At 55.6% G+C, this 19470-nt stretch carries 15 protein-coding genes, 1 pseudogene and 1 riboswitch; of the genes and pseudogenes, 2 read left to right on the forward strand and 14 right to left on the reverse strand.

The window, feature by feature from the left end; genetic code table 11:
- Window positions 1-27 precede the first annotated feature (27 nt).
- From E4O98_RS14375 to E4O98_RS14410, 8 genes are all read right to left on the reverse strand, one after another.
- Window positions 28-741 (reverse strand): ABC-type transport auxiliary lipoprotein family protein, encoded by a 714-nt coding sequence (locus tag E4O98_RS14375; protein ID WP_005784196.1) that lies wholly within the window; start codon window positions 739-741, stop codon window positions 28-30.
- 173 nt (window positions 742-914) lie between these two features.
- A complete protein-coding gene (gene parC, locus E4O98_RS14380) occupies window positions 915-3179 on the reverse strand; it encodes a DNA topoisomerase IV subunit A (RefSeq protein ID WP_032878231.1) in 2265 nt (754 codons plus the stop codon).
- A 73-nt stretch (window positions 3180-3252) separates the two neighbouring features.
- On the reverse strand, window positions 3253-4248 hold the full coding sequence (locus E4O98_RS14385) for an esterase-like activity of phytase family protein (protein WP_248135576.1): 996 nt from the start codon (window positions 4246-4248) through the stop codon (window positions 3253-3255).
- Window positions 4248-6152, reverse strand: coding sequence for a DNA topoisomerase IV subunit B (gene parE / locus E4O98_RS14390; RefSeq protein ID WP_005784190.1), 1905 nt, complete (start codon window positions 6150-6152; stop codon window positions 4248-4250). Before parE ends, E4O98_RS14385 begins: the two co-directional genes overlap by 1 nt.
- Before the next feature lie 46 nt (window positions 6153-6198).
- On the reverse strand, window positions 6199-6807 hold the full coding sequence (locus tag E4O98_RS14395) for a YqiA/YcfP family alpha/beta fold hydrolase (protein ID WP_248135579.1): 609 nt from the start codon (window positions 6805-6807) through the stop codon (window positions 6199-6201).
- Window positions 6808-6948: 141 nt separating this feature from the next.
- Window positions 6949-7761, reverse strand: a complete 813-nt coding sequence (cpdA, locus tag E4O98_RS14400; RefSeq protein ID WP_248135581.1) for a 3',5'-cyclic-AMP phosphodiesterase — start codon at window positions 7759-7761, stop codon at window positions 6949-6951.
- A gap of 95 nt (window positions 7762-7856) precedes the next feature.
- A complete protein-coding gene (locus E4O98_RS14405; RefSeq protein WP_003209507.1) occupies window positions 7857-8306 on the reverse strand; it encodes a DUF1249 domain-containing protein in 450 nt (149 codons plus the stop codon).
- Window positions 8297-8914, reverse strand: a complete 618-nt coding sequence (locus E4O98_RS14410; RefSeq protein WP_032878236.1) for an NUDIX domain-containing protein — start codon at window positions 8912-8914, stop codon at window positions 8297-8299. Before E4O98_RS14410 ends, E4O98_RS14405 begins: the two co-directional genes overlap by 10 nt.
- Before the next feature lie 205 nt (window positions 8915-9119).
- On the opposite strand from E4O98_RS14410, the gene E4O98_RS14415 reads away from it, so the two are divergent.
- On the forward strand, window positions 9120-9866 hold the full coding sequence (locus E4O98_RS14415) for an RsiV family protein (protein WP_032878238.1): 747 nt from the start codon (window positions 9120-9122) through the stop codon (window positions 9864-9866).
- Here E4O98_RS14415 and E4O98_RS14420 read toward each other — a convergent pair.
- Both E4O98_RS14420 and thiC read right to left on the reverse strand, forming a co-directional pair.
- A pseudogene (locus E4O98_RS14420) lies at window positions 9835-10176 on the reverse strand (putative hydroxymethylpyrimidine transporter CytX); the annotation flags it as partial. The gene E4O98_RS14415 and the pseudogene E4O98_RS14420 sit on opposite strands and share 32 nt — an antisense overlap.
- A 226-nt stretch (window positions 10177-10402) precedes the next feature.
- The gene (gene thiC, locus E4O98_RS14425; RefSeq protein WP_032878242.1) at window positions 10403-12307 is read right to left on the reverse strand and encodes a phosphomethylpyrimidine synthase ThiC; all 1905 of its coding nucleotides are present in this window, start codon (window positions 12305-12307) and stop codon (window positions 10403-10405) included.
- Window positions 12308-12456: 149 nt separating this feature from the next.
- Window positions 12457-12562: riboswitch (TPP riboswitch) on the reverse strand.
- Window positions 12563-12758: 196 nt separating this feature from the next.
- Here thiC and E4O98_RS14430 point away from each other — a divergent pair.
- Window positions 12759-14198: a TolC family outer membrane protein gene (locus tag E4O98_RS14430; RefSeq protein WP_005784173.1), complete on the forward strand. Its 1440-nt coding sequence runs from the start codon at window positions 12759-12761 to the stop codon at window positions 14196-14198.
- Window positions 14199-14516: 318 nt separating this feature from the next.
- On the opposite strand, the gene E4O98_RS14435 is transcribed toward E4O98_RS14430, so the two are convergent.
- From E4O98_RS14435 to E4O98_RS14450, 4 genes are read right to left on the reverse strand one after another with little or no spacing between them, the layout of a single operon-like run.
- The gene (locus tag E4O98_RS14435) at window positions 14517-15437 is read right to left on the reverse strand and encodes a hypothetical protein (protein ID WP_248135583.1); all 921 of its coding nucleotides are present in this window, start codon (window positions 15435-15437) and stop codon (window positions 14517-14519) included.
- A gap of 7 nt (window positions 15438-15444) precedes the next feature.
- Window positions 15445-17370: a hypothetical protein gene (locus E4O98_RS14440; RefSeq protein WP_248135585.1), complete on the reverse strand. Its 1926-nt coding sequence runs from the start codon at window positions 17368-17370 to the stop codon at window positions 15445-15447.
- Window positions 17367-18590: a metallophosphoesterase gene (locus E4O98_RS14445; RefSeq protein ID WP_248135587.1), complete on the reverse strand. Its 1224-nt coding sequence runs from the start codon at window positions 18588-18590 to the stop codon at window positions 17367-17369. Before E4O98_RS14445 ends, E4O98_RS14440 begins: the two co-directional genes overlap by 4 nt.
- The gene (locus E4O98_RS14450) at window positions 18580-19392 is read right to left on the reverse strand and encodes a Dam family site-specific DNA-(adenine-N6)-methyltransferase (RefSeq protein WP_248135589.1); all 813 of its coding nucleotides are present in this window, start codon (window positions 19390-19392) and stop codon (window positions 18580-18582) included. The genes E4O98_RS14445 and E4O98_RS14450 overlap by 11 nt, the downstream gene beginning before the upstream one ends.
- Window positions 19393-19470 lie beyond the last annotated feature (78 nt).

Consider the following 19470-nt stretch of genomic DNA (forward strand, 5'->3'; position numbering starts at 1 on the left):
GGGCCTTTTGTTTGGCTGCGATTCAGATCAGAACCTGAACACTTCCAGATCGGTACGAATCGGCGTAGCCATCGGCATCTTCGGCTTTTCCGGGGCTGCCGGTTTGGCCTGGGCTGGGGCCTGTTTACGCGGCTGCACCTCGGCAATCGGCGGCTGGTTCGCCAATGGCTTGAGCGCCACCGACAACTGCTGCGCCAAGTGCTGCAACAGCACACCCTGGGCCTGGACCTGAGAAGCGGTGGTGCCGGTATGTTCTTCCTGCAGGTGCACGATGCGGTTATCCCGTACTTGCCCGCGACGGTCGATCAGGCGCCACTGTGCATCCAGAATCGCCGGTTGCGATTTGCCGGAGTCGAGCCGCGTAATCGTCAGCAGCACCTGCACATCCGGAGTGAATCCCGATGGCCCTGGTGCCAGGACCACACGCTGGCTATCCAACTGCCCTGCAACCTGACGCAACATCAGTTGATTGATATCGGACGACAAGCTGCCCGCCCAACGACCATCAGTGGAACCTTGCAGGCTGCCGTCGTTCTGACGTTGCAGCAGGGTTTCGCGTTGCAGGTAATCGGCAACGACTACCGGACCGAGCAATACCGCCATGCCAGCCGTTTGGGCTGGCTGAGCCGGGCTACCGCTGTCCAGCTGGTACAGCGACACCGGTTGGTGCGTGCTGCAACCCGCCAGCCCCAAAAGGCCAGCGAGCATCAAAAATAGAGGAAGGCGTGGAGCAGTCATCATCCCATCCAAGTGGCTGCCACAAGGCGAACCACAATGTAATACTAAAAATAACCTGAACACGCTCGGCCACGCCGGCGCTGGAAAGGCCATATCATCCGTGAATATGCGCCATGACTCCAGCGCGAAAGCGTCGATCTACGCGTTAAATCGTAGATCGAGGCCTCTAGTACAGCTTAAACCGGCGTTTCCACCAGCAAGGCGTCCACTCGCTGGAAGCCGCGAGGCAGTTTATTACCACGCCGCCCGCGTTCGCCCTTGTAGTGTTCCAGGTCGTCAGGGCGCAATGACAACGTGCGCTTGCCGGCCTGGAGCACCAGGGTAGAGCCTTCCGGGACCACGGCGATGTCGGTCACGTACTCTTCGCGACTGGCCACCCGGTCACCGGGGATCCCGATAATCTTGTTGCCCTTGCCTTTGCCCAGTTGCGGCAAATCGCTGATTTTGAACACCAGCAGACGCCCTTCGGTGGTCACCGAAGCCAGCCAGTTGCTTTCACGATCATCCACCGGCCTTGGCAGGATCACCTTGGCGTTGTTTGGCAGGCTCAACAGCGCCTTGCCCGCCTTGTTCTTGGCCTGCAGGTCTTCGCCCTTGACCACGAAACCGTAACCGGCGTCGGAGGCGATGACGTACAGCGAATCATCGTCCGGCAGCAGCACGCATTCGAAATTCGCCCCAGGTGGCGGCGTGAGGCGTCCGGTCAACGGCTCGCCCTGCCCCCGTGCGGACGGCAGGGTGTGGGCCGGCACCGAATAACTGCGCCCGGTCGAGTCGATAAACACCGCGAACTGATTGGAGCGCCCGGCGGCGGCGGTCTTGAAGCCATCACCGGCTTTGTACGAAAGGCCGGTGGCGTCAATATCATGCCCTTTGGCGGAACGAACCCAACCCTTTTCCGACAAAACGACGGTAATTTTCTCGTTAGGCAACAACTCGGTTTCTGTCAGAGCCTTCGCCTCAGCACGCTCGACGATCGGCGAACGGCGGTCGTCGCCATAGGTTTCGGCGTCTTTGATCAGCTCACTGCGTACCAGCTTCTTGAGCTTGGCTTCGCTGCCCAGCAGCGCTTGCAGCTTGGCTTGTTCCTTGAGCAGCGCGTCTTGCTCGTCGCGCAGCTTCATTTCTTCCAGGCGTGCCAATTGGCGCAAGCGCGTGTCGAGGATGTAGTCAGCCTGGATTTCGCTCAGCTCGAAACGCGCAATCAACTCGGCTTTCGGGTGCTCGGCGGTACGAATGATATGGATCACTTCATCCAGGTTGAGGTAGGCAATCAGCAAGCCGTCCAACAGGTGCAGGCGGCGCTCGACCTTGTCGAGACGAAATTGCAGGCGGCGGCGCACGGTCTGTACGCGAAATTCCAGCCACTCCACCAGCAGGTTGCGCAGGTTCTTCAACTGCGGCTTGCCGTCCAGACCGATGATATTGACGTTGACCCGGTAGCTGGACTCCAGGTCAGTGCTGGCGAACAGATGCTGCATCAGCACTTCATGATCGACCCGGCTGTTGGTCGGGATGATCACGATACGGCACGGGTTCTCGTGGTCGGACTCGTCACGCAGGTCGGCAACCTGCGGCAGTTTCGACGGCTTGGCCTGCATCAACGCGGCAATCTGCTCCAGCACCTTGGCACCGGACACCTGGTGCGGCAGCGCGGTGACAATAATGTCGCCGTCTTCGATATGGTAAACGGCGCGCATACGCACCGAGCCCTTGCCGGTTTCGTACATCTTCAGCAGGTCGGCGCGCGGCGTGATGATTTCCGCTTCGGTCGGGTAATCCGGGCCCTGGATATGTTCACACAATTGCTCGACCGTGGCCTTGGGCTCGTCCAGCAGGCGCACGCAGGCAGTGGCAACTTCGCGCAGGTTATGCGGCGGCACATCAGTGGCCATACCAACGGCGATACCGGTGGTGCCATTGAGCAGGATATTCGGCAAACGTGCTGGCAATACCAGGGGTTCGTCGAGGGTGCCGTCAAAGTTCGGCCCCCAGTTCGCCGTGCCCTGGCCCAGCTCGCTGAGCAGCACTTCGGAATAACGCGACAGCCGCGCTTCGGTGTAACGCATGGCGGCGAAGGACTTGGGATCATCCGGCGCACCCCAGTTGCCCTGCCCGTCCACCAGCGTATAGCGATAGCTGAATGGCTGGGCCATCAGCACCATGGCTTCATAACACGCAGAATCGCCGTGGGGGTGGAACTTGCCGAGTACGTCACCGACGGTACGCGCCGACTTCTTGTGCTTGGAATCAGCGTCCAGGCCCAGCTCACTCATGGCGTAGATAATGCGCCGTTGCACGGGCTTGAGGCCGTCGCCGATATGCGGCAGGGCACGGTCCATGATCACGTACATGGAGTAGTTGAGGTAGGCATTTTCGGTGAAGTCAGCCAGCGACCGGCGTTCTACGCCATCTAAGCTGTCTGCGAGGATGTCACTCATGCGGGCCTCATCATTGTTGGGTAACGCGCAGCGGAACTGCCGCTGCGCCGGGTCAATTGAAAAAACGGCTGGCTCATGGCTGGGCGCTCCAGCCACCGGCAGGGGCGGCGAAACGATAGACCACGGGGCGTTTTTCACCATCGGCGCGGGGGCCGAAATTGTTGTCTATACCGATCCATGCACCGTCGGCGTCCAACAGCAGGGCTTCGGCCAGGCCGTAAGGCTGTGGATAACGCCGCTGCGGCGTCAGGGCCTCTTCAGCAAACGACCAGCACAGCTCAACCTTGGCCGTGACTGTGTCGCGTCGGCAAATCTGGAACGCATTGCGCTCCAGGGTAAACAGCTTGCCATTGAACAGCGCCAGGTCGGCAAAGTCATTGGACACCGCCTTGGCGTTGGTAAACTGCGCCGGTTGCACTTCCTGCCCGGCCTCGCTCAACAACACGCACCGGCCATCGCAATCCCATACGCTCTGCCCGCGCTTGATCGAGATCAGGCCGCGACGCTCACGCTCGGCGGCCAGCCAGATCTGGTTGCCTTCGGGGTTCACCGCCAGTCCCTCGAACAAGGCATTGAAGTGCAGCAACATGCCACTGGCCCGCGCCTCACGCACCATGCCCGGGGCGATTTTCAACCACTCGGGCGCGCCCGTCGCAGGTACCTGCAGCACTGCAGCATGGGCTTCGCTGACAATGTAGCGGTTACCTGCGGCATCACAGCTGATGCCCTCGAAATCCAGGTCACCACCGCGAATGAACGACGCGGCCTTGGTGCGTGAACGCAGTCCCCAGGGCAAACCCGACTCGGGCACGGGCGGCACGTCAATCTTCAGAGCTTCGGCGTTCCAGGTCGGTGCGCGGGTATCCAGGCGGTAGATCTGATCATCATCGCGGTCGGAAACCGTCCACAGTTCTGCGCCACACAACGCCAGGCCCGATAGGTTACCGCCGCGCATGCCGTCCACCGGGTGCTCGGATACCAGCTTCAGCTCTGCCACGCCGGCTGCAACCACGTGGGGAGTTGCCAGTGCGCTCAACATCAGCATCGCCAGGGCGAAGCCTGTGCGCATCAGCCCAGAACCTCGGCCAGGTTGCCCTTGGATTCCAGCCAGGCTTTGCGATCCGGCGCACGCTTCTTCGCCAGCAGCATGTCCATCATTTCCGAGGTGCCGGCGAAGTCTTCCAGGGTCAGTTGCACCAGGCGCCGAGTGTTCGGGTCCATAGTGGTTTCGCGCAACTGCGGTGGGTTCATTTCACCCAGGCCCTTGAATCGCGTGACCTGTGGCTTGCCGCGTTTTTTCTCGGCCACCAGGCGATCGAGGATGCCATCGCGCTCGGCTTCGTCCAGGGCGTAGAAAATCTCCTTGCCCAAATCGATGCGGTACAGCGGCGGCATGGCGACGTAGACGTGACCGGCATCCACCAATGGGCGGAAATGCTGCACGAACAACGCGCACAACAACGTAGCAATGTGCAGGCCGTCGGAGTCGGCGTCGGCGAGGATGCAGATCTTGCCGTAGCGCAGCTGGCTCATGTCCGCCGCGCCAGGGTCGACACCGATAGCGACAGCGATATTGTGCACTTCCTGGCTGGCGAGCACTTCGCTGCCGTCGACTTCCCAGGTGTTGAGGATCTTGCCGCGCAACGGCAGGATCGCCTGGAACTCTTTGTCCCGCGCTTGTTTGGCGGAACCGCCGGCAGAGTCACCTTCCACCAGGAACAGCTCGGAACGCATCGGGTCCTGCCCGGCGCAGTCGGCCAGTTTGCCGGGCAATGCCGGGCCCTGGGTGATGCGCTTGCGCTCGACTTTCTTGCTGGCCTTCAGGCGACGACCGGCGTTGTTGATCGCCAGCTCCGCCAGGGCCAGGCCCAGTTCCGGGTGCTCGTTGAGCCACAGGCTGAAGGCATCCTTGACCACACCGGAGACAAATGCCGCCGCCTCACGGGACGACAGGCGCTCTTTGGTCTGGCCGGAGAATTGCGGCTCCTGCATCTTCATCGACAGCACGAACGCGATGCGCTCCCACACGTCTTCCGGCGCCAGCTTCACGCCGCGCGGCAACAGGCTGCGGTATTCGCAGAATTCGCGCATGGCATCCAGCAAGCCTTGGCGCAAACCATTGACGTGGGTGCCGCCCTGGGCGGTGGGGATCAGGTTGACGTAGCTTTCCTGTACGCTGTCGCCACCTTCGGGCAACCACAGCAGGGCCCAGTCGACGGCTTCCTTATTACCCGCCAGGCTGCCGCAGAACGGCTCGTTGGGCAGGCGTTCGAAGTCGCTGACGGAGTCTTCCAGGTAGGAGCGCAGGCCATCTTCGTAATGCCATTCGACCTTCTCGCCGGTGCCTTTGTCTTCAAAGCTGACCAGCAGGCCGGGGCACAATACGGCCTTGGCCTTGAGCACATGCTTGAGGCGGCTAATGGAGAATTTCGGCGAATCGAAGTATTTGGGGTCCGGGGCGAAGTACACGCTGGTGCCGGTGTTGCGCTTGCCAACGGTGCCAACCACTTCCAGGTCGGTGGCTTTATAGCCATCGGCGAAGGTCATCTGGTACTCGTTGCCGTCGCGCTTGACCTTGACCCGCACTTGCGTCGACAGGGCGTTGACCACCGAAATACCCACGCCGTGCAAACCACCGGAGAACTGGTAGTTCTTGTTGGAGAACTTGCCGCCGGCGTGCAGTTTGGTGAGGATCAGCTCGACGCCCGACACGCCCTCTTCCGGGTGAATGTCCACCGGCATGCCGCGACCATCGTCGGACACTTCAAGGGAGTGATCGGCATGGAGGATGACTTGTACCGACTTCGCGTGCCCGGCCAAGGCTTCGTCGACGCTGTTGTCGATGACTTCCTGGGCAAGGTGGTTCGGCCGGCTGGTGTCGGTGTACATGCCGGGGCGTTTGCGCACCGGGTCGAGGCCCGAGAGGACTTCGATGGCGTCGGCGTTATAAGAGCTAGCGCTGGGAGTGGCCATGGGGTCTCGTCGTGAGTCGTTCGATTAAAAAGTGACCTGCGATTTTTTACAGTGACGAAAAATCGAAGGATTGATACTGATCTGCGCCAATGCCGGCAAAACTCAACAAGGCCGGCAGTTGCTCGGCGAACCCTTGGTAACCATGATCGCCACCGGCCTGGATGCGCAAGGCACAGGCTCGGTAATACGCTTGGGCGAGGCGATAATCCAGGGTTTCGTCCCCGGTCTGCAACCACACCTGATACCGCCCTGCATCCTGCGGCGCCGATACTTCCAGCTCGGCCAGCGCTGCGACGTGATCATGGGTCAACTCCCAGGTCTCATCGGTGTAGAGGTTCTTCTGGGTGCCCAGGTAACCGTCGAACATCCGATGGGGGCTGACCGCCGGGTTGACCAGCAGCGCCTTCAGGCCATGGCGTTCGGCAAGATGGGTTGCATAGTAGCCGCCGAGTGAGCTGCCGACCAGCAGCGGCCGCCCCAGTTGGTCAATGGCCTGCTCCAATTGCAGAATCGCCTGACGCGGGTGGTGATGCAGGGCCGGCACACGCAAACGGTCGGACAGGCCAAGCTTGCCCATTACGGTGATCAACTGGCTGGCCTTGTTGGAGGCTGGCGCACTGTTGAAGCCGTGGATATACAGGATCGAAGCGGACATGCCGGGCTCTCCGTGCTTGGGCCAAAGAGGCGCAGTTTACAGGGATCGGAGTGAGGTGTGAGCACCCGATCTTCCAGACACCGCAGAACCCATGTGGGAGGGGGCTTGCTCCCTCCCACATTTGATCAGTGTTTGCAGGTCTTAATAGCCGTTGCTGCCGTAGTCGACGGTAAACGCGAAGTCCCGAAGCCGCTCTACCCCCGTCTCCAACCGCCCGTCGGCATACAGGCGCAGCCAGCGATACCCCGGCGCTTGCTCGCTGACCTGGAAATCCTCGCTGCCCGGCGCGAACTGGATGCAGGTAGACGGTGAGGCCAGCAACCGCACGCCGTTGCGCTCGCGGTCGATTTCCTGATGCACATGCCCCCAGAGCAGCGCCTTGACCTGCGGGAAGCGGTCAAGCACGGCAAACAGCGCCTCGGGATTGCGCAGGCCGATCGGCTCCATCCACGCACAGCCGATGGACACTGGATGATGGTGCAAGCACACAAGATGATGGCGGCTGGGCGCCTCGCTCAGGGCCTGGGCGAGCAATTGCAGTTGCGAATCCTGCAGGTAACCGGGCACCGAACCCGGTACTGCGGAGTCCAGCAGGGTTATGCGCCAGTTGCCCACGTCCACCACGGGCTCGAGCAAATCGCTTTGCACAGCGGCCTCGGCCATGACCTGCGGCTCGTCATGATTACCCGGGATCCAGCGCGCCGGCGCACCGATGGGCGCGGTCATGTTCCGAAATAGCTGGTACGACGCCAGTGTGCCGTCCTGGGACAAGTCGCCCGTCGCCAGCACCAGGTCAATACGCGGCTGTTGCTCGTGCACCAAGTCGATCACGCTTTGCAAGCTTGCACGGGTGTTCATGCCCAGCAGCGTACCGCCCGCTTCGGCAAACAGATGGCTGTCGGACAATTGCACCAACAACGCAGCATCAAGGTTCATGGTCGGTACGCGAGGCAAGGCGCTCTCCCTGGCAATCACAGGCATGGATAATTTGACGATTATGCTAGGGCAGGACTCAAAGAGGAAACCTGAGAAACAGGCTCAATTCACATCTAGCGCACAACTTCGAACTCATGGCCCAGGGCCAGGCAGTGGCTCAGCCATTCACCGAGGAACACATTGAGCTGTGCTTTCTCATCGGGTTGGTGCATGAACACATTCGGGTAAGGATAGATGCTGCGAAAGCGTCGCGCATGTTCGGCGCTGATCACTTCGGCCATACGCGCGTCGTGGTACACCTGCACTTCAAGTTGCGGCACCGGCAGCCAGGGCAGGCTGTGTTCCTGGCGTACGCGCAGGGTGGTGGTGTACGGGCAATTGACGATGACTTCCAGGGTCAGCACACCAAGCATCTGGTCGCCATGGGTCACGGCGATACGCCGCGCCTCGGGAGTGTGGCGCATGTCGGGAAGCAGGCGCATCAGCCGCGCATAATTGGCCTCGCAGGCGGCTTGCAGCCCGATCAGGTCAACTCGATAACGTTCCCGTGCCTTTACTGCCATAGCCCCCTCACTTCCGCGCGGTTAAGCGCAAGCCACTGCAGGGCGATGATGCTGGCTGCATTGGAAATTTTGCCGTCGCGCACCGCTTGCAGGGCGTCTTCGAATGCCCAGACAGTGACGCGGATATCTTCTGCCTCTTCTTCCAATCCATGGATGCCACCAGCACCCGTGCCGTCGCAACGGCCCAGGTACAGGTGGACAAATTCGGTACTGCCGCCGGGCGACGGGAAGTACTTGGTGATCGGCCACAGCGCGGAGAACGTCAACCCAGCTTCCTCCTCGGCCTCGCGGTGTGCAACCTCCTCCGGTTGCTCATCCTTGTCAATCAGGCCGGCGACCATCTCTACCAACCACGGGTTGCCGGCGCGGCCCATGGCGCCCACGCGGAACTGTTCGATCAGCACCACCTCGTCACGTTGCGGGTCGTAGGGCAGCACGCACACAGCGTCATGGCGAACGAAGACTTCGCGGCTGATCACGCGGCTCATGCCACCGTCGAATTTCTCGTGGCGCAGTTGCACGTGATCGAGCTTGTAGAAGCCCTGGTAGCTATTGTCGCGCTGAACGATCTCGATCTTGTTCGGCGTGGACTTCGCGGTGTCCGTCATGTGTTTCCTCTCTTTGACAAGGAGTGTGCTTGTGCAATTGGCGCCATCCTAACGCGCCGTTGCCCGTTGATGCAGCCCCTTTCCGGTTGCCGGGACCGGCGGCGGACGTCAAACTCTCCCCCATCAGTCTAGTGGCGAACTGACTGCCTTGTTGGCAGTCCAAGCGCTACTCTTTTCGCTTTCCATCGATTTACGAAGGACACACATGTCGCTTTTCAAAATCGCCTCCATGGCCTGTATTGCCTTGACCCTGGGTGCTTGCCAGAGCCTGTTCCAACCCGGCCAGCTCAAGCCGCTGGACGTCACGACCGACAAGTCGGAACAGATCAAGCCTGGCTGTGATAGCCCGGACTGCCCACTGGTGAACATCGATACCGTGCACTTCCCCGCCGACCCGCAACTCGACAGCCTGGTGGAACAGCGCCTGCTGCAGATGACCCGCACTACGCCCGGCGCCAGTGTGCCTGCCACGCTCAATGCCTATCGAGACAAGTTCCTGCGCGAATCCGCGGACCGCCACAGCATGTATCTGCAAGCCAAGGTACGCGAGCAACATGACGCACTGGTGATCGTTGAAGTGTCCAGCTACCTCGACACCGGCGTCGCTCATGGTGAGCCGGGCCGTGGTTTCATCAACTATTCGCGCCTGCTGCACAAGGAGTTGAGCCTGGCTGACATGTTGCTGCCGGGCCAGGAGCAGGCATTCTGGAACACCGCGAAAGTTGCGCATAACAGTTGGTTGATCAACACCAAGATGGACCGCGATCCGGAGTTCCTGAAGAACTGGCCGTTCCAGAAAACCCCGAACGTGGCCTTGACCAGTGGTGGCGTAGTACTCAAGTACAACGTTGCCACCATCGCCCCTTACGCACAGGGGCTGATCGAAATTACCATCCCCTATACGCGCCTCACGGGTGTGATCAAGCCTGAACTGATGCCTGCACGCCACTAACCCGGCCCAGAATCAACTGCAACAGCCCTGCCAGCAGCAATGCCGGCAGGGTCGCACCGACCACGCCGAACAGCGGCGCAAACACTGAGCCGATCAGCAGCAGGAAGTTCTGGTATTGCGCCAAGGGTGCAAAACAGGCAATCAAGGTACAGACCAGGCCAATGGCCAACGCCAGGTGCTCGACTTTCATACGCAATAGCATCCCACTGGACACCGCCGCCGAGTGAATATCGGCAAAGGCGTTTTCCGGCTCATCGAGCAGAATCAACAGCAGCGGAATGCCGAGCCCGGCGCCCGCCAGTGCCAGCAGCCAAATCCCCCATTTGCGCAGGATTTGCCGTACAAACGTCAGCGGGCCACTGACCGCCCAAGGGTGTGATCTCTAAGGGGCACTTGTTGTTTGGGAGATCGCTATCGCGGGCAAGCCCGCTCCCACAGGGGACCGGCTGTGGACACAAAAATTGTCTACAACTCGATCAACTGTGGGAGCCGGGCTTGCCCGCGATGACGGCCGTGCAGGCACCGCCGACTCGGGATCAGACCTTCTTGTAGAGCTGACTGCCTTCGCGCTTGAACCGCTCCGCCTGCTCGGCCAACCCCTTGGCCACGTCCACATCCACCGCTTCAATACGCTGGTTGGCCGCATACTCACGCACTTCGTGAGTCACCTTCATCGAACAGAATTTCGGCCCGCACATGGAGCAGAAATGCGCCACCTTGGCCGACTCCTTCGGCAGCGTTTCGTCGTGAAACGCCCGTGCGGTGTCTGGGTCCAGGCCGAGATTGAACTGGTCTTCCCAACGGAATTCGAAGCGTGCCTTGCTCAAGGCGTTATCGCGAATCTGCGCACCCGGATGGCCCTTGGCAAGGTCTGCGGCGTGTGCGGCGATCTTGTAGGTGATGATCCCGGTCTTCACATCATCCTTGTTCGGCAAACCCAGGTGTTCCTTGGGCGTGACGTAGCAGAGCATGGCGCATCCGAACCAGCCGATCATCGCCGCGCCGATACCTGAAGTGATGTGATCGTAGCCCGGCGCGATGTCGGTGGTCAGCGGGCCGAGGGTGTAGAACGGCGCCTCGTCGCAGCACTCCAGTTGCTTGTCCATGTTCTCCTTGATCAACTGCATCGGCACATGGCCGGGGCCTTCGATCATGGTTTGCACGTCGTGCTTCCAGGCGATCTTGGTCAACTCGCCCAGGGTTTCCAGCTCGCCGAATTGCGCAGCGTCGTTGGCATCGGCCACCGAACCCGGGCGCAGGCCGTCCCCCAGGGAGAAGCTGACGTCATAGGCCTTCATGATTTCGCAGATTTCTTCGAAATGCGTGTAGGCGAAGTTTTCCTTGTGGTGGGCCAGGCACCACTTGGCCATGATCGCGCCGCCACGGCTGACAATGCCGGTCACGCGGTTGGCAGTCAGCGGTACGTAACGCAGCAACACGCCGGCGTGGATGGTGAAATAGTCCACACCCTGCTCGGCTTGCTCGATCAGGGTGTCGCGGAACAACTCCCAGGTCAGATCCTCGGCCACGCCGTCGACTTTTTCCAGGGCCTGGTAGATCGGCACGGTGCCAATTGGTACGGGCGAGTTACGGATGATCCATTCGCGGGTTTCGTGAATATGTTTGCCGGTGGACAAGTCCATGATGTTGTCCGAACCCCAGCGGATCCCCCAGGTCATTTTCGCCACTTCTTCTTCAATGGACGAACCCAAGGCGCTGTTGCCGATATTGCCGTTGATCTTCACCAGGAAGTTACGGCCGATGATCATCGGTTCCAGCTCGGTGTGGTTGATGTTGGCCGGGATAATTGCGCGGCCGCGGGCGATTTCTTCGCGCACGAATTCAGGCGTGATGATTTTCGGAATGCTGGCACCAAAGCTGTGCCCGGCATGTTGTTGCTTGAGCAGGCCGGCTGCACGGGCTTCTTCGAGCTTCATGTTTTCGCGGATGGCCACGTATTCCATCTCGGGCGTAATGATGCCTTTTCGTGCGTAGTGCATCTGGCTGACGTTGGCACCGGCCTTCGCCCGACGCGGGTTTTGCAGGTGGGCAAAGCGCAGGTAGGCCAGGTCCGGGTTATCCAGGCGTTCCTGGCCGTATTTGGAACTCAGGCAGGACAACCGCTCGGTATCGCCACGCTCTTCGATCCACGGCGAGCGCACATCAGCCAGGCCTTTGCGCACATCGATGATGACGTTGGGGTCGGTATAGGGGCCGGAGGTGTCGTAAACCACCACAGGGGCGTTGATTTCGCCGCCAAACTCGGTGGGGGTCACATCCAGGCTGATTTCCCGCATCGGTACGCGGATGTCGGGGCGCGAGCCCTGCACGTAGATTTTCTGCGAGCGGGTAAACGGCTGCACGGAACCGGAGTCGACCTTGGCCGATTCACTCAGGTGCACAGTATTTTTTGGTTTTGTACTTTTTATCTCAGTGCTCATCACGGGCTCTCCAACTGATCCAGGCGGTGGATTTTTGTCGGAGCGAACCTGTGACGGACGGACGCACTGGAATCAGTGCTGTGCTTGGCGCACGAGGGCTGTTCGATTGTCGAACAACATCCCGGACGAAGCACAAGAGGACTCGCCGGGTGACGAGAAATCTTGTTCCCTACGCAGGCGCTAACCTGATCAGGTTCAACGGGATCCGGTATTTACCGATCTCAGCCTTCCAACAAGGCACCCCGACAAGAACGCGGCCAGTCTAGACCATGGCGTGGGCAAATTGCCAATAGCGGTGCATTCAGCGTGATGAATGGCGTGATCGTGGGATTGTTGTGCGCAGGTCCGGCAACTACACTCGGGCACTGCTTCAAGGCTTGACGCCAGGAATGGCCAGCCTTAGCCTTGAGCGCTAAATTATTGCCGTAATATTTAAATTAGGGATCGCCTCATGCTGCGCAAACTTTCACTGGCTCTTGCCGTGTCTTGTGCGACCAACGGACTGGTCTGGGCAGCTGAAGCGCCCTTGTCCACCAACACCGATCTGGTCAGCGTTTATCAGGAAGCGGCGAGCAACAACGCCGACCTGGCCGCTGCCCGCGCTCAATATGGCGCGCAAAAAGAGGTGGTGCCCCAGGCGCGCGCAGGCTTGCTGCCGAACCTGTCGGCCGGCGCCGACAGTAACAATGTGCGCACCCAGATCGACCAGCCCGCCGCCACGGCCAACCGTGACGCCCACTCCTGGCGCGCTACCCTGAGCCAGCCGCTGTTCCGCGCCGATCGCTGGTTCCAGCTGCAAGCTGCCGAAGCCGTCAACGAGCAAGCCTCGCTGCAACTGTCGGCCAGTGAGCAGAACCTGATTTTGCAAAGTGCCGAGAGCTACTTCGCCGTGCTCCGTGCCCAGGACAACCTGGCGTCGACCAAGGCCGAAGAAAATGCCTTCAAGCGTCAGCTCGACCAGTCCAATGAGCGCTTCGATGTGGGCCTGTCGGACAAGACCGACGTGCTGCAATCCCAGGCCAGCTACGACACCGCCCGGGCCAACCGCATCGTGGCCCAGCGCCAGGTAGACGACGCTTTCGAAGCGCTGATTACCCTGACCAACCGCCAATACAACTCGATCCAGGGCATCGTCCATACGCTGCCGGTGCTGCCGCCGGCGCCGAACGACGCCAAGGCCTGGGTCGAAACCGCCGGGCGTCAGAACCTCAACCTGCTGGCCAGCAATTACGCCGTGACCGCCGCCGAAGAAACCCTCAGGCAGCGCAAGGCCGGCCACCTGCCGACACTCGATGCGGTCGCGCAATACGAAAAAGGCGACAACGACGCCCTGGGGTTCAGCAACCCGAATCAGTTGCCTATCCCGTACGGTGGCGATGTGTCGCAACGCACCATCGGCCTGCGTTTGAACATCCCGATCTACAGCGGCGGCCTCACCAGTTCGCAAGTGCGCGAATCCTATTCACGCCTCGACCAGTCCGAGCAACAGCGCGAGGGCCTGCGCCGCCAGGTGGTGGAAAACACCCGCAACCTGCACCGTGCAGTGAACACCGACGTGGAGCAGGTGCAGGCACGCCGCCAGTCGATCATTTCCAACCAGAGCGCGGTAGAAGCCACGGAAATCGGTTATCAGGTGGGCACGCGCAACATCGTCGATGTGCTGGACTCACAGCGCCAGTTGTATGCGTCAGTGCGTAACTACAACAACAGCCGCTACGACTACATCCTCGACAACCTGCGCTTGAAACAGGCCGCGGGCACCCTGAACCCAGGGGACCTGCAAGACCTGGCGCGCTACCTCAAGGCCGACTACAACCCGGACAAGGACTTCCTGCCGCCGGACCTGGCCAAGGCCGCTGCCGAACAGCTCAAGGCCCGCCCGGGCTATTAAGCTCACCGCATAACCAATGTGGGAGGGGAGCTTATCTGCTCCCTCATTTGATTTACGTGTCCATCATGCCAAACCATCCAGCAAGCGCTTAATCGCGCCTTGGTTGGCCGGCATCATCTTGAGCCCTGACCTGCGCCCTTCAGGGACAATTCGAATAACCGTCACGCCGACTCGGCCACGCCCTCTTCTATATTATCCACCTTTCAAAACTACCAGACGTCGCGATCACAGCTCCGATTGCGGACATTAAATAGGGCCGAATAATAGCCGTCGCTTATACAGTAAGAAAAATAAGTAATCTTCAAAGTAGGAGAATTATTAGTCTACTTTACCCACTGCGAAAACGCACTCAAACCCGCAGGAATGCTCGGAGGCAAAGTTATTAACTATTTCTTCAGGGTGATTACCGGTGACATACCATACACCAACCTCGGGGTGGCAAAGACTTTGGATCAAGCATAGAAAAAATAATATCTTTGGGCCAAATGGCATTAGAACAGGATTCGTGGTTTTTGAAAGCAAACTCACAACTTGCTCTAGCTGACCGAATGTCATCTCTGGATCGTCAACTTTATAGTAAATGGTCCTATTTTCAGCCTCTGAGCGATTGATGAGTTGCTGATTATTCTCAATCACTTTTGGAAGATAATCAGTCACAGGGGACTCTGGAACAAACACCCATTGATCATAAGGTTCAAAAAACTCAGATGCTCCCTCTGCTTTAAAAGGCTCATATCCCAATCCCAACACCAAACTAGTAGGTTTTGAATCAGCATGCGACCAACCAGAGAAATCACTATGCACCGCCTCTATACCTGCGTTCGCGCCTATATCATTCGGCGGAAGCGAATAACTGGCAATCGTATATTTAATCCGAATCTTCACAATACAACCGGAAAAAAAAGACAAAATCGACGACAATAGATGCGACATAACGTCACGTGGCATGCAAGAGATATCAAGCAAGACATTGACACATTTTCCATCAAGATCGACGCATCTCAAAACTTGCTCAAAGGCAGACAACTCAACATCTACAAATCCAAGGTCCTCCAGTTGTTTTGAAAACGAACTACCGGAAATTTTATTTTTAATAATTATCTTTTGAATAAATCGACCTTCAAAAGAGCTGGCAAAAAAACGAGCTCGATCATCGATACTTTGATTAGTTACAAAGACATCATAGCTGACATCGTCCGCTACCGACGAATCCCAATTACTCAGAGAAATCAATTCCATACTCACCTCAAAAAAGACTGATCTGCTCATTCAAAATAGGCTTTTGATCGCTCTTGGCTTTGGGCTTCGTAGCGATTTTTTCAATTTTTACGATAGGTACTACTGGCTCGCTTTTGAAATGCAACGCAGAACTAAGTCTAACTTGTTTATTGGATCTCAGAGGCAAGAAAAACAACGGAGCAAGACGGTAGCAAATTCGAACTTTTCGATCTTCAAGAGCCTTTCCACCTAACAGCAGACTCGAATCATCCGACGACGACGGATCAATAATAACTAATGCTCCGAGATGAATACATGTTTCTATTATTTCGCCGTACATTTCAGTAGCCTGCTTATCAACTACAAAAGACAACGATGGATCCGCAGTAAAGGAATTAACATAAATTTTATTATCCAGATGCGATGCAAGCTGCTCTATAAACTTAAATATTGTAATATTTTTAGAAGCCGCCGTGCCTACGGGGTACACCTTCAACATCGACATAAATCGCTTTGCAAAAGATTCAATCGATGAGTTTTGAACGCCCTGCTGCCGTACGCTAGTTGTTTTAGCTTTAGACTGTGAAACTTCAGCAGCTAAAGTATCAGCCAAATTCAAAATCCATCTTGGATTCCCCTCGGTAAGATCTAATAAATTAGGAAACCCTGAATATGGCTGAGTAGAAATTTTTGAACGACGAACTACAGAATTTGGACTCCAGCTTTTCAAAACATAATTTCTAAAATAAACCAGCGGCGATATTTTCCTAACTAAAGGCCCATTCTTTGAGTCATCAGAGGTAGAAAGCTCCGATATATTTATACCTTTTTTATCTAGAAACTCTTTAAACGATTCATCCTTGACGCTAAGCTCTGAAAATTGCTGCCGCTTTTGCTCCAGCGATAACTTTCCCTCTGCAACTTCATCTTGCTCTGCATTCTTAGACCAATCTAAAGCCTCCTCAATAGACTGGGAGTCATCTACTAGCCCTCTTGCTACTAATGAGGCTCTCAATAGTCTACTCGAAAAAACTCTTATCTGATCCCTATCCGTATGCCATAAACGAACCACCTTGAAATCATTGCCCGGAGTAGGATCAGAGGTATCAAGTTTGGAAAGCAACTCCGTCTTGGTTCCTGTAGGGCTTATAGAATATTTAAAAAGCAAATTACCAAATGTCGACCTTAAAGGTGCAGTAATTAATCGGAGCAACTCCTCGGGAACAATTTCCAACTCATCGACCAACAGTGCCCATTTCTGAGCAGGACAACCAAAAATATCATTTACTATTTCTACCGCACCACCAAGAGCATCGAGCCAACTAATCCCCAAAAATAAGTTTTCACCCATCAAACGTTCTATACTTACTCCACTAGTTAAGCTCAGCGCAATACGAGGTAGAAAAGATTGACAGAGGCGTAACTCCTGCTTCAAAGCACGAAATGATGGTATATCCGTCTGAACGCCCCATATGCGCGCTAAAGCCCTTACAATCTCAGCCTCCTCAACCCGAGAGATAAAAAAGCCGTCTGCTCCTGGAAACTTAATCTCACCAAGTGCTATAGCTTGTTCCAACGCATCTAAAAATGAAATGCAAACAGAACCAGAAAATGCCGCCTCACATATCAGCGAACGTTCGGAACTTGAGGTAATCCCACCTAATTTAATCGCCAACTGCTTAGCCCAACGAATATCAGCCGGAACAAATACACCTATAAAGTCGACTCTACGCCGATTTTCTGAGTTTAGCTCTCTCCATGTCTTTAATGCCTGAACTTGCAACATCTTCAGAAGGGTAGTTTTCCCGCTCCCTCTGGCACCTACAAGCAGGCAATGATTATTATCTAATAATTGGTCGAATTGGGGAGGAGGAATGAAGGCCTGCGCCACTTGAATAGATGTGAGGTGCCGAGCGTTGAAAGTTTCATTTGATGAGCTCATTAGGGTAGTCATGATATCGATAGCTGCTCAGGGAACCAATGATCCGGCTCTGTTAGTCCTTTAATACCGAGTTTTAGAAGCGCCACTCTCAAAGACTTGATATCGCCAGGCGTTAGATAGTTCAAGTCACTTATCTTTGCTTTTAACTCCGCCCAAGTGAACCAGGGCTCACTGGAAATCGTCTCTCTTATCATGACTGCTAGTTTGGGCACATCTAATCTTCGACTTAAATCAAATCCACATAAATTTGGAAGCCCTTGACTAACATTAACTACTGGTTTCCACTCGGTTAACTCCCAACAAAAAGAATTGAAGCGAGCTTTCAATCTTTCATCACCAATAGCGTCCTCATGCGTTTCAAAATCCACTATATAAAATTGATTCTTTGTCTTAGTAGCCATGTCACCTTTTAAACCAGCACCAAAACTTCCCGCGCCAAATATCATCGGAGAATGGTCACTATCCCCCTGCCGAATAAGCCTTTGATAATGTTTATGCCCATGAACCACTAACCAGTCCAATCCTGTTTCTTCCAACATATTTAAGAAGTGGACACCGTTAAACATCGGTTCCCTGCCCAAATCAACACCCTGCTCTTCATGATTGTTAGGTGGGTGATGGATGAGGACAAATCGAAAAACCTTATCTTTAGCAAGATCACCAAGTGTAAGACGAAGTTCTTCGAGAGCAGACTGCCCAACACGCCCTCGTTCAAACTCATTAGCAAGTTGTGTAGAATGAAAGTGGCACGAGTTCACAATAAGAACCAACCAGCTATCTCCAACTATTACCTCATACCCTCTCCCCCAATAGACCCACCGCTGATGAGGCAATGCAAATACTGCGGGATAACCTTCCGTTTTTAGCAGATGTTCTTGAGGGTCAACGTGCAACTCTACATTACCCGGGGTTTTATTTATATCAGCAGAGCGAGATACTATTTCGTGATTACCTGTTGAAGCGATTAAATGCTTAGCACCCAAATTTCTACTGAGATTATTGAGATCTCCCCAACCAGAACTAAAACTCTCAATACAGGCTCTAGTTGTTATATCGCCAGGGCAGAGGACAAGATCGACACTATCAATCCCTTGCTCTCTTAAGAACCCGGACAACCTATCCATCGGGTCAATCTTATTTCCACTCGAACAAACTTCGGGCTTAGGACTTAGCTGACCATCCTTCACATAATGAAGATCTGTTATTACCGCGACTCTTAATTTATTCGTCATTTACGAAATTCTTTATTAGAACCTCATCAACCTTCATTCGCCCCTTAGAAAATCCCGACACACTTCGCCCCACAGAAACTGTTTCTATATACCAGCTCGAGAACACTTGTCGAATTAAGGGTATATCTGCATAAGAGAGTAAAATTTTTGCCCCTCTTGCAGATGCTTGCACTAGGGCAGCATGAAGACGCTCAATATCACTTTCAGCAAATTTAACTTGCCCATACTCACCTCGATCCTTAACATTACGTCCGGCGTAAGGTGGATCTAGATAGATAAAATCATTTAGCCGTGCCCGATCTATAATAGCTTCAAAATCACTTGTCTCGAATTTAACTTTTCGCACAAATCGACTGAAATCCATTATCTCATTAGCGGATGGTACGCTGGTCAACTTAGAACCATACGGAACATTAAAATGCCCCAACTTATTAGTACGATAAACACCATTAAAACAATGTCTATTTAGAAAGAAAAACCTGACAGCCCTTTCTTTTTTAGTCAGGCTCGATGGATTTAGACTACGAAGCCTATAATAATTTTCTTCGGTTGACTCAAGCTTAGCCATTTCATTAGAAATGTAACTCGGACTAACTTTTACAACTTTATAAAAATTAATTAGTTCGTCATTTATATCAGACAAAACTGCTTGCGACGGTGGAAGCTCAAGAAACAGACTAATAGAGCCGCAAAAAGGCTCTATATATCTTTCGAAGCTTACAGGAACACTTTTTTTGATAACCGGAATTAACCTTTTCTTACTTCCAGCCCATCTAACTAAGGCGCGTTTCGGGATTATCATTAATTTTTTGATTCTATGAGTTAATTTCTTTCAGGTTCTCAGAGCACATGCTCTGGCCCCCCTTTGAGTTCCTTATAC

This window comes from Pseudomonas sp. W2Jun17, from assembly GCF_023127795.1.
Lineage (GTDB): Bacteria > Pseudomonadota > Gammaproteobacteria > Pseudomonadales > Pseudomonadaceae > Aquipseudomonas > Aquipseudomonas synxantha_A.